The organism is Streptomyces sp. PA03-5A (assembly GCF_033792725.1).
Lineage (GTDB): Bacteria > Actinomycetota > Actinomycetes > Streptomycetales > Streptomycetaceae > Actinacidiphila.
The window spans coordinates 50,234-65,045 of record NZ_JARAVL010000041.1 but is presented as its reverse complement, the minus strand read 5'-3'; the positions used below and the strand labels follow the sequence as shown (position 1 = coordinate 65,045).

The window sequence follows — 14,812 nt, the reverse complement described above, 5'->3', positions numbered from 1 at the left end:
TCCTCACTCAGGGTTGTCGACGAGCGAGCGTGCCGCCTTCGCGCAGTGCACGAGCGCGGCACGGGCATAGGCCGGCGAGGCCCCGGCCAGACCGCAGGTCGGGGTCACCGCCACGGAGGTGCCCAGCTCCCCCGGGGACAGCCCCAGCCTGCGCCACAGCGCCCGAACACCACCGACGCTACCCGCAGGGTCCGACAATGGGGCGTCGGTACCCGGGACGACACCGGTGAAGAGCGCGGTTCCCGCCTCCGCCGCCTCACCGAAGGCGTCCCAGTCACTCTCCGTGAGCAGCGAGAAATCGAACGACACCCCCGCCACCCCGGCCCTGCGCAGCAGCGCGAAGGGCACCTCCGGCGCGCAGGAGTGCGCGATCACGGGCACGCCGTCCCCACCCCCGACGGCCGCCATGACGTCCCGCAGCGCGCCCTCGACGACGCCCCGGTCCACCGCGCGGTGCGTGCGGTAGCCGCTGGCGGACCTGACCCGGCCCTGGAGCACGGCGGTGAGCGAGGGCTCGTCCAGCTGCAGCACGGGCCTCGCGCCGGGCACACGCCGGCGCACGTCCTCCAGGTGCAGCCGCAGTCCCTCGCCGAGCGAGGCGGCCAGGTCACGGCAGGCGCCCGGGTCGGAGAGCGCCGCCTCGCCGTTCTTCAGCTCGACGGAGGCCGCGAGCGTCCAGGGCCCGACCGCCTGGAGCTTCAGGGGGCCCTCGTAGCCCTGGGTGAACTCCTCCAGGGCGTCCAGGTCCTCCCCCAGCCACGCCCTGGCCCGGCGGGTGTCCCGGCCCGGGCGGTCGCCGAACCGCCATCCGCTGGGCTCCACGCGCCCGTACAGCTCGACGAGCATCCCGAGCGTACGGCCGATCATGTCCGCGCCCGGGCCGCGCGCGGGCAGCTCCGGCAGGAACGGCAGCGCCTCCAGCGCCCCGGTCGCCGTCCGCGCCGCCTCGCGCGCGTCACCTCCCGGCATCGAACCCACACCGGTGGCCGCCCCTTGGGGCAGCCGGAACTTCGCTTCGGTCGCTTCCGTGCTCACCGGTGCAGCCTACGTCGGCGCGCCGGTCAGGCTCCCGGCCGGATCGTCAGGTCGTTGACCTCGGCGTCCCGCGGCAGGTCGACCGCCGTCAGGATCGCCGTCGCCACCGACTCGGGGGCGATCCAGCGCGAGGGGTCGTACGTCTTGCCCTCCTGCTGGTGCACCTTGGCCTGCATCGGCGTGGCGGTGCGGCCCGGGTAGACGGAGGTGACCCGCACCCCGTTCGCGTGCTCCTCGTGGCGCAGGGAGTCGGCGAGCGCCTTGAGGCCGTGCTTGCTGGCCGCGTAGGCGCCCCACTCCGCGTGCGCGTTGAGCCCGGCGCCGGAGTTGACGAAGACCACGTGCCCGCGGGAGAGCCGAAGTTGGGGCAGGACGAGGCGGGTCAGCTCGGCGGGGCCCACGAGGTTGGCGGCGAGCGTCCGGTTCCAGGTCTTCGGGGTCAGCTCGCCGACCTGCCCCAGGTCCACGACGCCCGCGATGTGCAGCAGGGAGTCCAGCCGGTCCGGCGGCGACTGGTGGCCCAGCGCCCAGGACAGCCGCTCCGGCTCCGCGAGGTCACCCACGAGGGTGCGCGCGCCCGGGAAGCGGTCGGCCAGCTCCTTGGCGCGTCCGGCGTTGCGGGCCAGCAGCCACAGTTCGTCGCCGCGGTCGAGGAGGCGCTGCGCCACGACGGCGCCGATGCCGGAGCCGGCGCCGGTGATCAGGTGAATCGACATGGGCTCCATGCTGTCATCCCCCGCGGCTCACACGATGCCGGCGTTCTCCTCCAGATAGGCGAGCGCCGAGACGCCGTCCTCGGCGAAGAACACCAGGTCGGTGAGGGGCAGCGGCAGGAAGCCCTCCTCGTCCATGCGCTGGAACTGCTCCTTGAGCCCGTCGTAGAAGCCCGCCGTGTTGAGCAGGACGACCGGCTTGGTGTGCAGCCCGTGCTTCTTCAGCTCCAGGATCTCGGTCGCCTCGTCCAGCGTGCCGGTGCCGCCCACCATGACCACCACGGCGTCCGCGCGGGCCAGCAGCTCCGCCTTGCGCTCGGCGAGGTCGGCCGCGATCACCATCTCGTCGGCGCCCTTGCGGGCCTTGGCCGCGAGGAACTCCACCGAGACCCCCACCAGGCGCCCGCCGTGCTCCTGCACCCCGTCCGCCATCACCTTCATCAGGCCCACGTCCGAGCCGCCCCACACCAGGGTGTGCCCGCCCTTGCCGATCAACTCGGCGAACTGGCGGGCGGGTTCGGTGTAGCGGGGCTCGAGGTCGGCGGCGGAGAGGAAGACGCAGATGTTCATGCGGGCCAGTCTCGCGCATGGCGCCGGGCGCCGGGCAGGGGGGCCGTTCGGCCCGTTCCGTACCCCGCGCCCGGTGCCGGGGCCGCTCAGGCGCTCGCGGTCGCCGGCCGGCTGCGCTCCGTCGTGGCGATCGTCGCCGAGCCGACGACGCGCGTGCCGTCGTAGAGCACGACCGCCTGGCCCGGCGCGACGCCGCGGACGGCCCCGCCGGTGAAGCGGACGCGCAGTTCGCCGCCGTCCAGCTCGGCGGTGACGGGCACGTCGTCGCCGTGGGCGCGCAGCTGCGCGGTGTACGCGCGCTGCCCGGCTCCGTCGGGCGCGGTGCCGCACCAGCGCGGGCGGATGGCGGTCAGGGCCGTGACGTCCAGCGCCTCGGCCGGGCCGACGGTCACCGTGTTGTTCACCGGCGAGATGTCGAGCACGTAGCGCGGCTTGCCGTCGGCGGCGGGCACGCCCAGGCGCAGCCCCTTGCGCTGGCCCACGGTGTAGCCGTAGGCGCCGGAGTGGGTGCCCAGGCGGTTGCCGTCCTCGTCGAGGATGTCGCCGTCGGCGGTGCCCAGGCGCCGCGCGAGGAAGCCCTGGGTGTCGCCGTCGGCGATGAAGCAGATGTCGTGGCTGTCCGGCTTCTTCGCCACGGACAGGCCACGGCGGGCCGCCTCCGCCCGGATCTCGTCCTTGGTGGTGAGCGTGTCGCCGAGCGGGAACATGGCGTGCGCCAGCTGCCGCTCGTCGAGGACGCCGAGGACGTACGACTGGTCCTTGGCCGCGTCGGAGGCGCGGTGCAGCTCGCGGGAGCCGTCGGGGTTGGCCACGACGGTGGCGTAGTGGCCGGTGCACACGGCGTCGAAGCCGAGGGCGATCGCCTTGTCGAGCAGCGCGGCGAACTTGATCTTCTCGTTGCAGCGCAGGCAGGGGTTGGGCGTGCGGCCCGCGGCGTACTCGGCGACGAAGTCGTCGACGACGTCCGCGCGGAAGCGGTCGGCGAGGTCCCAGATGTAGAAGGGGATGCCGATGACGTCCGCGGCGCGGCGGGCGTCGTGGCTGTCCTCGATCGTGCAGCAGCCGCGGGCTCCGGTGCGGAACGACTGCGGGTTCGCGGACAGGGCGAGGTGCACGCCCGTGACGTCGTGCCCCGCATCGGCGGCGCGGGCGGCCGCCACGGCCGAGTCGACGCCACCGCTCATCGCGGCGAGCACGCGGAGGCGACGGCCGTCGCCAGGGCCTGTGGGTGCACCGGGGAAGTCAGTCATAGCGCCTCCTAGAGTACGGCGCCCCCGGGGCGTCCTGCGGGGCCGGTCTTCGTGAACGCGGGGCGAGCGGCCCGGCCCTGTCCGCAAGCCGCCCGCAAAGAGGCGCCACCCACCGGGGCCACCCGCACCCGCACCCGCACCCGCCCACGGCACCGCACGGGTGGGCGGGCGGGAGAAGCCCTCCGCGGGCGCAACGGCGCGCGGGCCGCCGACTGACCGCCACCGCCGGCACCGCGAACACACGGGCACGCAGCCGCCGACGGACCGGCGCACCGCACCACGGATGGCCCGCCGCGGGCGCTACATCAGGCCCGCGCTGCGGGCGCGGGCCACGGCGGGGGCGATCGCCTCGCCGAGGACGGCGACGTCCTCCGCGGTCGAGGTGTGCCCGAGGGAGAAGCGCAGGGAGCCCCGCGCGAGGTCGGGGTCGGCGCCCATGGCGAGGAGGACGTGGCTGGGCTGGGGGACGCCGGCGGTGCACGCGGACCCGGTGGAGCACTCGATGCCCTGGGCGTCGAGCAGCATCAGCAGGGAGTCCCCCTCGCACCCGGGGAAGGAGAAGTGGGCGCTGGCGGGGAGGCGGCCGCCGGGGGCGGGGTCACCGTTGAGGATGGCCTCGGGGACGGCTTCGCGGACCCGGGCGACCAGGTCGTCGCGCAGGGCGCCGATCTCCCGGGCGAAGTCCTCGCGCCGCTGCGCGGCGAGCGTCCCGGCAACGGCGAACGCGGCGACCGCGGGGACGTCGAGCGTGCCGGAGCGTACGCCGCGCTCCTGGCCGCCGCCGTGGAGGAGGGGGACCGGGCCGATCTCGCGCCGGAGCACCAGTGCCCCGACGCCGTACGGCCCGCCGACCTTGTGCCCGGTGACGGTCATCGCGTCGAGCCCGGACGCCGCGAAGTCGACCTCGACCTGCCCGAGGGCCTGGACGGCGTCGGAGTGCAGCGGCACCTCGAACTCCCGGGCCACCGCGCTGAGTTCCGCCACCGGGAAGATCGTGCCGACCTCGTTGTTGGCCCACATCACCGTGGCGAGGGCCACATCACCCGGGTCGCGGGCGATGGCCTCGCGCAGGGCCTCGGGGTGGACGCGGCCGTAGGCGTCGACCGGAAGCCACTCGACCCGGGCGCCCTCGTGCGTGGCGAGCCAGTCGACGGCGTCGAGGACGGCGTGGTGCTCGACGGGGCTGGCGAGGACCCGGGTGCGCCGGGGGTCGGCGTCGCGGCGGGCCCAGTACAGACCCTTGACCGCCAGGTTGTCGGCCTCGGTGCCGCCCGCGGTGAAGACGATCTCGCTGGGGCGGGCGCCGAGCGCGGCGGCCAGGGACTCCCGGGACTCCTCCACCGTGCGCCTGGCCCGGCGGCCGGCCGCGTGGAGGGAGGATGCGTTGCCCGTGACGGCGAGGTGCGCGGTCATCGCCTCGACGGCCTCGGGCAACATCGGGGTCGTGGCGGCGTGGTCGAGGTAGGCCATGATGAGCGTGATTCTACGGGCGCCGCGGCCCCCTCCCGGACCGAGGCCCGTCCCGGGGCCCACCGCGCCGGGTGGTGCCCCGCTACAGGTGGAGCTCCTCCGCCGCGGTGGTGCGCCGGTGCCAGGCACGGGGGGCGCGCCAGTGGAAGCGCATGGCCAGCAGCCTGAGGACGAAGGCGCTGATGACGGCGAGCACCCCGGTGCCGGGGGTCAGGGCCTCGAATTTGATGAGCACGACCACGACGGTGGCCCCCACGATGGCCGGCACCGCGTACAGGTCGCGGTCCCAGCGCAGCAGGGAGGGGACCTCGTTGCCGAGCAGGTCGCGCAGGACGCCGCCGCCGACGGCGGTGGCGAGCCCGAGGGTGGCGGAGGCGGTGAGGTTGAGGCCGTAGTCATAGGCCTTGGTGGTGCCGGCGACGCAGAAGAGGCCGAGGCCGGCGGCGTCGAAGATGTTGATGGTGGTGTTGATCCGCTCGACCTGGGGGTGCAGGAAGAACACCACCGTGGTGGCGATCAGCGGGGTCAGGAAGTAGCCGAGGTCGGTGAAGGCGGCCGGCGGGACCGCCCCGATGATCAGGTCCCTGATCAGCCCTCCGCCCAGCGCGGTGACCTCTGCGAGGACCGCCATGCCGAAGACGTCGTAGTTCTTGCGTACGGCGAGCAGCGCGCCGGAGATCGCGAAGACGAAGATTCCGACGAGATCGAGCACGTGCTGGACGGAGTGGCTGAACAGTTCGGTTTGCACCGGCCCCATTGTGCCGGGTGGGTGGCTAGGCCTTTTCGGCCGTCTTCCCGGCCGCGCCGCTGCCGGAGTCGCCGGTGTTCTCCGGGTGGTGGCAGGCCACCTGGTGCCCGGTGGCCAGGGTGGCCAGCGGGGGCTCCGTGGTCTTGCAGACCTCGGTCGCCTTCCAGCAGCGGGTGTGGAAGCGGCAGCCGGGCGGCGGGGCGATCGGCGACGGGACGTCGCCGGTCAGCAGGATCCGCTCGCGCTTGGCGCGCCGCTTCGGGTCCGGCACCGGCACCGCGGAGAGCAGCGCGTTGGTGTACGGGTGCATCGGCTTGGTGTACAGGTCCTCGCGGTCGGCGACCTCGACGATCTTGCCGAGGTACATGACCGCGATGCGGTCCGACACGTGCCGGATGACCGACAGGTCGTGCGCGATGATCACGTAGGTCAGGCCGAGCTCGCTCTGCAGGTCGTCCAGGAGGTTGACCACCTGGGCCTGGATGGAGACGTCGAGCGCCGACACCGGCTCGTCCGCGACCACGAGCTTGGGCTTGAGCGCCAGCGCGCGGGCGATGCCGATGCGCTGCCGCTGACCGCCGGAGAACTCGTGCGGGTAGCGGTTGTAGTGCTCGGGGTTGAGGCCGACCAGTTCCAGGAGGTTCTGCACCTCCTTCTTCACCCCGTTCTCCGTCTGCACCTTCTGCAGCCGGAACGGCGCGCCGACGATGGTGCCGACGGTGTGCCGCGGGTTGAGGGAGGAGTACGGGTCCTGGAAGATCATCTGCACGTCGCGGCGGAGCGGGCGCATGCCCGCGGTGCCCAGGTGCGTGATGTCCCGGCCCTCGAACTCGATTTTCCCACCGGTCGGTTCGAGCAGCCGGGTGATCAGCCGGCCCATGGTGGACTTGCCGCAGCCGGACTCGCCGACCACGCCGAGGGTCTCCCCGGGGTTGACGTGGAAGTCGATGCCGTCGACGGCCTTGACCGCGCCGACCTGGCGCCGCAGCAGACCCTTGGTGATCGGGAAGTGCTTGACCAGGCCGCTCACCTTGAGCAGCGCATCCGACCCGTCGGCGGTCGACTGCTGGGGGATCGTCATCTCCTGGCCTTTCACAGCTTCGGCGCAATCTCTTCGGTCCAGATGCGCTCCCGGTCCGCCGCGCCCAGGTGGCACGCGGCGTGGTGCCGGCTGCCGACCTCGCGCAGTTCCGGAACGACGGTGGTGCTGGCGCCGCCGGTGAGCTCCGCGTACGGGCAGCGCGGGTGGAAGGCGCAGCCGGACGGAATGTTGATGAGGCTCGGCGGCGAGCCCTTGACCGGGTTGAGCCGTTCGGTGCGCTCACGGTCCAGGCGGGGCATCGAGCCGAGCAGGCCCCAGGTGTAGGGGTGTTGCGGCTCGTAGAAGACCTTGTCGGCCGGTCCGCGCTCCACGCAGCGTCCGCCGTACATCACCAGGATGTCGTCCGCGAGCTCGGCGACGACGCCGAGGTCGTGGGTGATGATGATGACCGCGGAGCCGAACTCCTTCTGCAGGTCCCGGATGAGGTCCAGGATCTGCGCCTGCACGGTCACGTCGAGCGCGGTGGTCGGCTCGTCCGCGATGAGCAGGTCGGGGTTGTTGGACAGCGCCATGGCGATCATCGCGCGCTGCCGCATGCCCCCGGAGAACTGGTGCGGGTAGTCGTCGACGCGCTTGTCGGGCTGCGGGATGCCGACGCGGTCGAGCATCTCGATCGCGCGCTTGCGGGCCACGGCCTTGGACACGTCGTGGTGCACCCGGTACGCCTCGACGATCTGCGCGCCGACGGTGAAGTAGGGGTGCATCGCGGACAGCGGGTCCTGGAAGATCATCGCGGCGTCCTTGCCGCGCAACCGACGGACCTCGTCCGGGTCGGCCGAGAGCAGTTCCTTGCCGTCGAGCCAGATCTCGCCGGACATCCGGGCCCTGCTGCGGCCGTACTGGCCGGCCCGGTGCAGACCCATGATCGCCAGGGACGTCACCGACTTGCCGGAGCCGGACTCGCCGACGATGCCGAGGGTCTTGCCCTTCTCCAGCTGGAAGGAGAGGCCGTCGACGGACTTCACCAGACCGTCGTCGGTCGGGAAGTGCACCTTGAGGTCGCGGACCTCCAGGAACGCCGCGGGCTGCCCCGCCTTCCCGGCCACCGGCTCGTTCGGCGCGGCATCCGCCCCGGTGCCGGACTTCTGGATGGGGAGGTCGGTCATGACAGCCTCACGCGCGGGTCGACGACGGCGTACAGCAGGTCTACGAGGAGGTTGGCCACCACCACGGCGACGGCCGCGATCAGCGTGACGCCGAGGATCAGCGGGAAGTCCTTGTCCGAGATCGCCTTCACCGCCGCCTGGCCGATGCCGGGCAGGCTGAACGTCGTCTCGGTGAGGATCGCGCCGCCGACGAGGGCGCCGAGGTCCATGCCGAGGATGGTGAGCACCGGGGTCATCGTCGAGCGCATGGCGTGCTTGCCGATGACGACCGGCTCGCGCAGGCCCTTGGCACGCGCGGTGCGGATGTAGTCCTCGCCCATGATCTCGAGCATGGTGGCCCGGGTCATCCGGGCGTACATGGCGGCGTAGAGGAACGCGAGCGTGATCCAGGGCAGGAGCATGCCGCCGAACCAGCCGGATGGTGAATCACCGAACGGCACGTACTGGCCGTCGATCCATCCGAGCCCGTAGACGACCACCGCGAGGGCGATCATGCCGGTGAAGTAGATGGGGAGCGAGACGCCGGCCAGCGCCACCGTCATCAGGGAGCGGTCCAGTACGGAGCCGCGCTTGAGGGCGGAGACGACACCGGTGCCAACGCCGACGATCACCCAGATGACGCAGGCGCCGGCGGCCAGCTGCAGGGTCACCGGGAGACGGTCCGTCAGGACCGGCCAGATCGCCTGCTCGTTGCGGAAGGAGTAGCCGAAGCAAGGAGCGGGGCAGTGCGTGACGTCCGCGCCGTTGGCGTAGTCACGCCCGGCGAACAGCCCCCACAGGAACTTGCCGAACTGCACGAGGATGGGATCGTCGAGGCCCATCTTCTTCCGAATGCCCTCGAGGGAGGCCGGATCCGCCTGCTTCCCGATGAAGTAGGTGGCGGGGTCGACTCCGACCCATTTGGGGATCAGGAAGAAGATCCCGAAGGTCACCAACGTGATGACCAGCAACATGACGACGACAGCGAACAGTCGCCGGATGATGTATGCAAGCACTGTGCTCGGCCCGGCGGCGGCCCGGGGGTTCCCCGGGCCGCCGCACGCGGCCATCACCTGCCCTTCGTGCCTAGCGGGTGTGGCACTCGATCGATTCGAGGGTTGTTACTGCACGCCCAGCGACGCGTAGTCGTAGCGGCCGTTGTACGCGTCGGCCGTGTAGACGTTGGTCAGGCGGGAGCTGCGCCAGATGATGTTCTTCTCGAAGGTGAAGGGCAGGTAGTACGCGCCCTCGGAGACCTTCTGGTTGATCTGCTTGTACAGATCGGCCGCGGCGTTCGGGTCGGTCTGCTGCAGCGCCTGGTCGAACAGGCCGTCGATCGACTTGTCCTTGATCTCGGCGAAGTTGTTGTTGCCGCTCTCCAGGATGAACCGGCTGTCGACCAGCGGCTGGAGGAAGCCCTGGCCCGACGGGAAGTCGGCGCCCCAGCCCATGATGATGATGCCGTAGTTCTTCGACTTGACCGTCTTCGGGGCACCGATGATGCCGGAGGTCTGCGCACCGTCGAACTCGTCGAGCTCGGTGGTGATGCCGACCTTCTTCAGCGACTCCTGCAGCGACTCGGCCGTGGCGATCTCGATCGGCTTGTTGTTGCGGACCGCGATCGTGGTCTTGAAGCCGTTGGGCTGGCCGCAGGCCTTGAGCTCCTTCTTGGCCTCTTCGACGTTGCCCGAGGTGTCCTTCAGGACGTTGTACGGGTCGTAGTTGGCGTCGGCGCCCTTGATGCCCAGCGGGAGCATGTTGGGGGCGATGGCGCCACCGGCCTGCGGGCCGCCACGGGCGGTCTGCAGCGACTTGTGGTCGGCCGCGAGGATGACCGCCTTGCGGCAGTGGATGTTGTCCATCGGCTTGACCGTGGTCGGGAAGACCGCGTAACGGATGAAGCCGGTGTCCGGGTTGTCGGCGTTGCCCTTGTTCTTGCCGAGCACCTCGGCGCGCGCGGCCTGGCCGACGCCGGTGGCGTTGAGGTCCAGGTCGTAGTCGCCGTTGATCAGGCGCTTGTCCATGTCGTCGGCGTTGGTGGTCAGGGTGACCGTGATCTTGTCCGGCAGCGCCTTGCGGAGGTCGTCGGTGGACGCGCTCCAGTTGGTGTTGCGGACCAGGACCATCGACTTGTTCGGCGTGTACGACTCGAACTTGTACGGGCCGCTGGAGAACGGCTTGAGGCCGTACTTCGCGCCGGTGTCCTTGGCCGCGGGGACCGGGGAGCCGGACGGCATCGCGAGCATCTGCTCGAAGTCGCTGTTCGGCGTCGCCAGGTGGAAGGTGATGGTCTTGTCGTCCGGCGTCTCGATGGCCTTCAGACCGAGCTTGTCGGGCGAGGTGTCCTTGTACGGGCCCTTGTACTCACCCTTGGGGTCGAGCACCTGCTGCAGGTAGATCGGGCCGCCGGAGATGACGTCCTGCGCCCAGATGCGCTCGATGCCGTACTTGACGTCCTTGGAGGTCAGCGGGGAGCCGTCCTCCCACTTCAGGCCGTCCTTCAGGGTGTACGTGTAGGTCTTGCCGCCGTCGCTGACCTTCGCGAGGCCGGTCGCGAGGTCCGGCTTCAGCGTGGTGCTGCCCAGACCCGGCTCCGGGGTGAAGGAGACCAGCTGACGGGTGTAGTACCGGGCGAAGTCCCACATGAAGCCGTAGTAGCCACGCTGCGGGTCCCAGGAGTCGGCGTCCTGCGTGCCGATGAACTTGAGCGTGCCGCCCTTCTTGTCGGACGCGTTCGCCACCTTGTTGACAGCGGCGTTGAATCCGGGGGCCTTGGCGTTGCCGTCGGACTTGCCGCCACCGCCGCCTCCGCCGCCGCAAGCGGCGGTGGACAGCAGTGCGGCGACCACGACGGCCGTCCCTGCGGCCAGCCTGCGCCTCGATGAGCGTGGGGATGTCACTTTTTCGTAACCTCCGTGATTCGCGGTCCGCGACTTTCGGCGGACCTGCGGTCCTTCTCGGTGAGAAGCCACCTGACGGGAATGGCAGGGGCGGTGTGCGAGGGCTAGCGGGAGCCCTTCGGGTCCAGCGCATCCCGTACGCCGTCACCGAAGAGGTTGAAGGCGAGCACGGTGATGAAGATCGCCAGGCCCGGGATCAGCATGAAGATCGGGTCCGTCTCGTAGAAGGACAGCGCCTTGAACAGCATCTGTCCCCACGACGAGGTGGGCGGCTTCACGCCGACCCCGAGGAAGCTCAGGGCGGCCTCGGTGAGGATGTTCGTCGGGATCATCAGCGTCGCGTAGACGGTGATCGGGGCGACGAGGTTGGGCAGCAGTTCCCGGAAGAGGATGTAGCCGCGGCCGGCACCGAGGCTGCGGGCAGCGTCGACGTACTCGCGTTCCCTCAGGCTCAGGGTCTGGCCGCGGACGATGCGCCCGACGTACGGCCAGCCGAAGAACCCGATGACGACGACCAGGACGCCCATGCGCACGCCGGTGCCGCTGAAGCCCAGCAGCGAGTTCGGCATGACCGAGACCAGGGACATGATGAAGAGCAGCTGGGGGAAGGCCAGGAGGACGTCCATCACGCGGCCGATGGCGGCGTCGACCCAGCCGCCGAAGTAACCGGCCATGATGCCGAAGAAGGTGCCGAGGACCACCGCGACGACCGCCGACAGGAAGGCCACCAGCAGGGAGATCCGCGTCCCGTAGACGATGCGGCTGAAGACGTCGCGGCCGTTGACCGGCTCCACACCGAAGAGGTAATCCCCGCTGATGCCGCCCCACTTGCCGGTGGGGGTGCCGAAGAGCGGGTCGATCTTGTTCTCGTGGAAGTCGTTCGGCGGATGACCGAGGGCGCTGACGATGAGGGGGGCGAAGATCGCGACCAGGATGAGGAAGACGACGATCACGCCGCCTGCCAGCGCCACTTTGTCGCGCTTGAGGCGCATCCAGGCGATACGCCCGGGCGAACGCCCCTCGATGGCCTTCGCGGGTATGTCGGCGGCGACGTCGGCGACGGCCGTCTCGGCGGTGTCGTGCAGCGGTGCTGTCATGTCTCCTCGTGCATCCCCCTGCCGGCGGTGGCCGGCTTCGCCTGGCCGTCCGCCCGGGTCGACGGAGCGGACCGACCATGTCGGGCGCAGCTCTTGATGGTGGTGCGGTGGCGCTGGGCTGTGTGTTTGGCTTGTGATGAATCGTTAAGGCGACGTGTGAGCGGCCTTGGTGCGCGAGTCTTCATGGGGCGTGGATCACGCGCCAGACCCCACAGGGAAGCGATGCGCAACCGTGATGTGGTGAGCCTTCGTCCGTTATTACCGCAGTGTTACGCGCGTTGACAGATCGCCGCGATGCAAGAGGAGTCGCTACCTTCGATGCCATGAATGATCGGCTTCGCTCGGTGTGCGACCTGATGGTCCCCGTGGTCAGGGAGATGGCGGGACTCCACGAGTACGACGGCCAGGTGCAGGACCTGTCACCCGACGGCGTCCGCCGCGGACTGTCCTCGCTCGCCCACGCCCGGCTGCGCGAACCGGCCCTTCCCGACCCCCACGACGAGCGGCACCTGTCGGTCTTCGAGGACACCCTCAAGGTCCAGTACGGCGAGCTGGAACTGCACCGGCGTGACCCATATCCGCATTTGTCCAACCTCGAACTCACCGCGTACGACCGCGAGTACGCGCCCCGCGAGGAGCTGGCCCAGGCCCGCAGCCGCCACCTCCAGCAGTGGCCGGACGCCGTCGACGCCGCCATCGCATCGCTCGACCGGGTGAGCGCGCCGGTCGCCGGGGCACTCCTCGGGGCGGTCCGCGGCCTGGCCGCCGACCTCGATCCGGACCGGGAGCCGGAGGCCGGTCCCGCGCTCGCCGCGCACGCCCGGCTGGTCGACCACATCGCCCGCGCCGCGGAGACCGGCGACCCCGACCCACGGCTCGGCGGGGAGGCGCTGACGCTCCTGATGGGCAGTCAGGAGGGCCTGCGGGTCGACCTGTCGGCACTCGCCGACGAGGCCGAGCGCGAGCGGGACCGGCTCACCGGGCTCCTCACGGAGTCCTGCGGACGACTGGACCCCAAGGCCACCGTGGACGAGCTCATCCCCCGGCTGCTCGCCGACCATCCGGACGCAGACGGGGTCATCCCCGAGGCCGCCCGGCTCACGGACGAGGTCATCGAGTTCACCCGGCAGCGGGGGCTCGTGCCCTGGCTCGACGGCGACTGCCTCGTCGGGCCGGCGCCGCCGTCGCGCCGCTGGTCCATGGCGATGATGACCTGGGCCGCCCCGGAGGAGCCCGATTCCGCCTCCTGGTACCACGTCACCCCGCCGGAGCCGGACTGGCCGGAGGAGGAACGCGAGGAGTGGCTCTCGGTCTTCAGCCGTACGAGCCTGCCGGCGATCACCGTCCACGAGGTGGCGCCCGGCCATTTCGCCCACGGCAGGGCATTGCGGCACGCACCCACGCAGGTACGGCGGGTCCTGCACTCGCTGTCCTTCTGCGAGGGCTGGGCGCACTACGTCGAGGAGGTCTGCCTCGAGGAGGGTTTCCGGGCCCGCGACCCCCGCTTCGCGATCGGCGTCGCCCTGGAGGCGCTCGTACGCGTCACCCGGCTCGCGTGCGCGATCGGGCTGCACACGGGGGCGATGACGCTGGAGGACGCCACGCAGCGCTTCATGCGGGACGCCCACCTCGCCCGGGCCGGCGCGGCCTCCGAGGCACGGCGCGGCACCTTCGACGCGGCGTACGGCCGTTACACCTGGGGCAAGTTGGAGATCATGCGGCTGCGCGAGCGGGCCAGGCGCGCCTGGGGGCCCGAGTTCTCGCTGCAGCGGTTCCACGGGGCGCTGCTGGAGCTGGGGAGCCCGCCGCTGGGGCTCATCGACGCGGTCCTGTGAGGGGTGGCCTGCGGCGCGCCGTGCGGGGCGGGTCGTGGTGGGCTGTCTCCCGCCCGCCCGTTGCCGCCGACGGCGCCGCACGGGTGGGCGGGCGGGAAAAGTCCGCCGCAGGCGCGACGGCGCGCAAGCCGCCGGCGGACCGACGCACCGGACGGCGGAAACCGCCGGAGGCGTCAGTAGGGCTGGGGGGCCCAGCCGTACGTCGTACCGGGGACACCGGGCGCACCCGGTGCGCCGTGGGCGTCGCGGGAGTAGAAGGGCTGCGCGGAGGCCCGCATCCACATGCCCACCGGGTCGTACTCGTCCGTGAGCGCGACCGTGGCGACCGGCAGCCCCTGCGGCACCGCCCCGAGGGCGGACTGCATCATCAGGCGCACCGTTTCCGCGGCCTGGGGCCCGGCGTCGTAGAGGTCGACGCCGATCGCGAGGTACGGCTCGCCCAGCGCGGGCTGGACCCATGCGCGCCGCAGCGAGCGGACGGCCGGGGTGCGATGGGCCTGCTGGGACAACAGGGCGTAGTACTGGGGGATCTGGAGCGCCGGTTCGCCGATCCGCAGCGGTCCGGCCGGGGAGCGGTCGAGCCCGAGGCAGACGCGCCGCAGGTCGAGCCAGGGGATGCCGACGCCGCCGCCGGGGGTGTGCGGGTTGAGCCACAGGCCCCACCGGTCGGGGAAGAGCGAGGCCGCGATCTCCCGACCGGAGACCACCTCGTGGGCCCGGTTCCAGCCGCAGGCGGAGAACTCCTGCGGTGAGGTCACGCAGGGCGCGTAGCCGTGGCCGGCGACCTCCATGTTGCCGTACTGCGCGTCCGCCCCGCCGGGGGTGCCCTGCCAGAGCAGCATCCACACCTGGCTGTCGGCGAGGGTCCGCAGCACTTCCTCGTAGGCGTCGTACCTACCGGGCGTCACCTGCCGGAGCGCATGCTCCAGGCCCCCGCCCCCTCCCACGCCGGCGCTCACGTGTCCCGCCCTTCCGCGTCTGCCTCGTCCGCGTCGTCTGCTTCGCCG

Annotated in this window: 13 protein-coding genes; 1 reads left to right on the top strand and 12 read right to left on the bottom strand. The window is 71.4% G+C overall.

Translation table 11 applies throughout. From position 1 onward, the window contains the following. Positions 1-3: 3 nt before the first annotated feature. The 11 genes from PV410_RS36820 to PV410_RS36770 form a co-directional block, all read right to left on the bottom strand. Positions 4-969: a methionine synthase gene (locus PV410_RS36820; protein WP_500330479.1), complete on the bottom strand. Its 966-nt coding sequence runs from the start codon at positions 967-969 to the stop codon at positions 4-6. Positions 970-1,061: 92 nt separating this feature from the next. Beyond that, entirely contained in the window at positions 1,062-1,751 is a 690-nt protein-coding gene (locus PV410_RS36815; RefSeq protein ID WP_500330446.1) for an SDR family oxidoreductase, read from the bottom strand. A gap of 27 nt (positions 1,752-1,778) precedes the next feature. Next, positions 1,779-2,318, bottom strand: coding sequence for an LOG family protein (locus tag PV410_RS36810; protein WP_500330444.1), 540 nt, complete (start codon positions 2,316-2,318; stop codon positions 1,779-1,781). 86 nt (positions 2,319-2,404) lie between these two features. Then, the gene (mnmA, locus tag PV410_RS36805; protein ID WP_500330443.1) at positions 2,405-3,568 is read right to left on the bottom strand and encodes a tRNA 2-thiouridine(34) synthase MnmA; all 1,164 of its coding nucleotides are present in this window, start codon (positions 3,566-3,568) and stop codon (positions 2,405-2,407) included. Positions 3,569-3,868: 300 nt separating this feature from the next. Then, the gene (locus PV410_RS36800; protein ID WP_500330441.1) at positions 3,869-5,038 is read right to left on the bottom strand and encodes a cysteine desulfurase family protein; all 1,170 of its coding nucleotides are present in this window, start codon (positions 5,036-5,038) and stop codon (positions 3,869-3,871) included. A gap of 82 nt (positions 5,039-5,120) precedes the next feature. Continuing rightward, positions 5,121-5,786 (bottom strand): trimeric intracellular cation channel family protein, encoded by a 666-nt coding sequence (locus PV410_RS36795; protein WP_500330440.1) that lies wholly within the window; start codon positions 5,784-5,786, stop codon positions 5,121-5,123. A gap of 25 nt (positions 5,787-5,811) precedes the next feature. Continuing rightward, positions 5,812-6,867, bottom strand: coding sequence for an ABC transporter ATP-binding protein (locus PV410_RS36790; protein ID WP_500330439.1), 1,056 nt, complete (start codon positions 6,865-6,867; stop codon positions 5,812-5,814). Positions 6,868-6,878: 11 nt separating this feature from the next. Next, positions 6,879-7,994 carry an ABC transporter ATP-binding protein gene (locus PV410_RS36785; RefSeq protein ID WP_500330437.1) on the bottom strand — a complete coding sequence of 372 codons (1,116 nt, stop codon included), beginning with the start codon at positions 7,992-7,994 and terminating at the stop codon, positions 6,879-6,881. Further along, positions 7,991-8,989, bottom strand: a complete 999-nt coding sequence (locus PV410_RS36780) for an ABC transporter permease (protein WP_500330435.1) — start codon at positions 8,987-8,989, stop codon at positions 7,991-7,993. Before PV410_RS36780 ends, PV410_RS36785 begins: the two co-directional genes overlap by 4 nt. Positions 8,990-9,094: 105 nt before the next feature. Then, on the bottom strand, positions 9,095-10,873 hold the full coding sequence (locus PV410_RS36775) for an ABC transporter substrate-binding protein (RefSeq protein WP_500330433.1): 1,779 nt from the start codon (positions 10,871-10,873) through the stop codon (positions 9,095-9,097). Positions 10,874-10,977: 104 nt separating this feature from the next. Beyond that, positions 10,978-11,970: an ABC transporter permease gene (locus PV410_RS36770; protein ID WP_499514131.1), complete on the bottom strand. Its 993-nt coding sequence runs from the start codon at positions 11,968-11,970 to the stop codon at positions 10,978-10,980. 323 nt (positions 11,971-12,293) lie between these two features. On the opposite strand from PV410_RS36770, the gene PV410_RS36765 reads away from it, so the two are divergent. Further along, the gene (locus PV410_RS36765) at positions 12,294-13,805 is read left to right on the top strand and encodes a DUF885 family protein (RefSeq protein ID WP_500330431.1); all 1,512 of its coding nucleotides are present in this window, start codon (positions 12,294-12,296) and stop codon (positions 13,803-13,805) included. 173 nt (positions 13,806-13,978) lie between these two features. Here PV410_RS36765 and PV410_RS36760 read toward each other — a convergent pair whose 3' ends face one another. Then, positions 13,979-14,764 (bottom strand): enhanced serine sensitivity protein SseB C-terminal domain-containing protein, encoded by a 786-nt coding sequence (locus PV410_RS36760; protein ID WP_500330429.1) that lies wholly within the window; start codon positions 14,762-14,764, stop codon positions 13,979-13,981. Between the last annotated feature and the right edge of the window lie 48 nt (positions 14,765-14,812).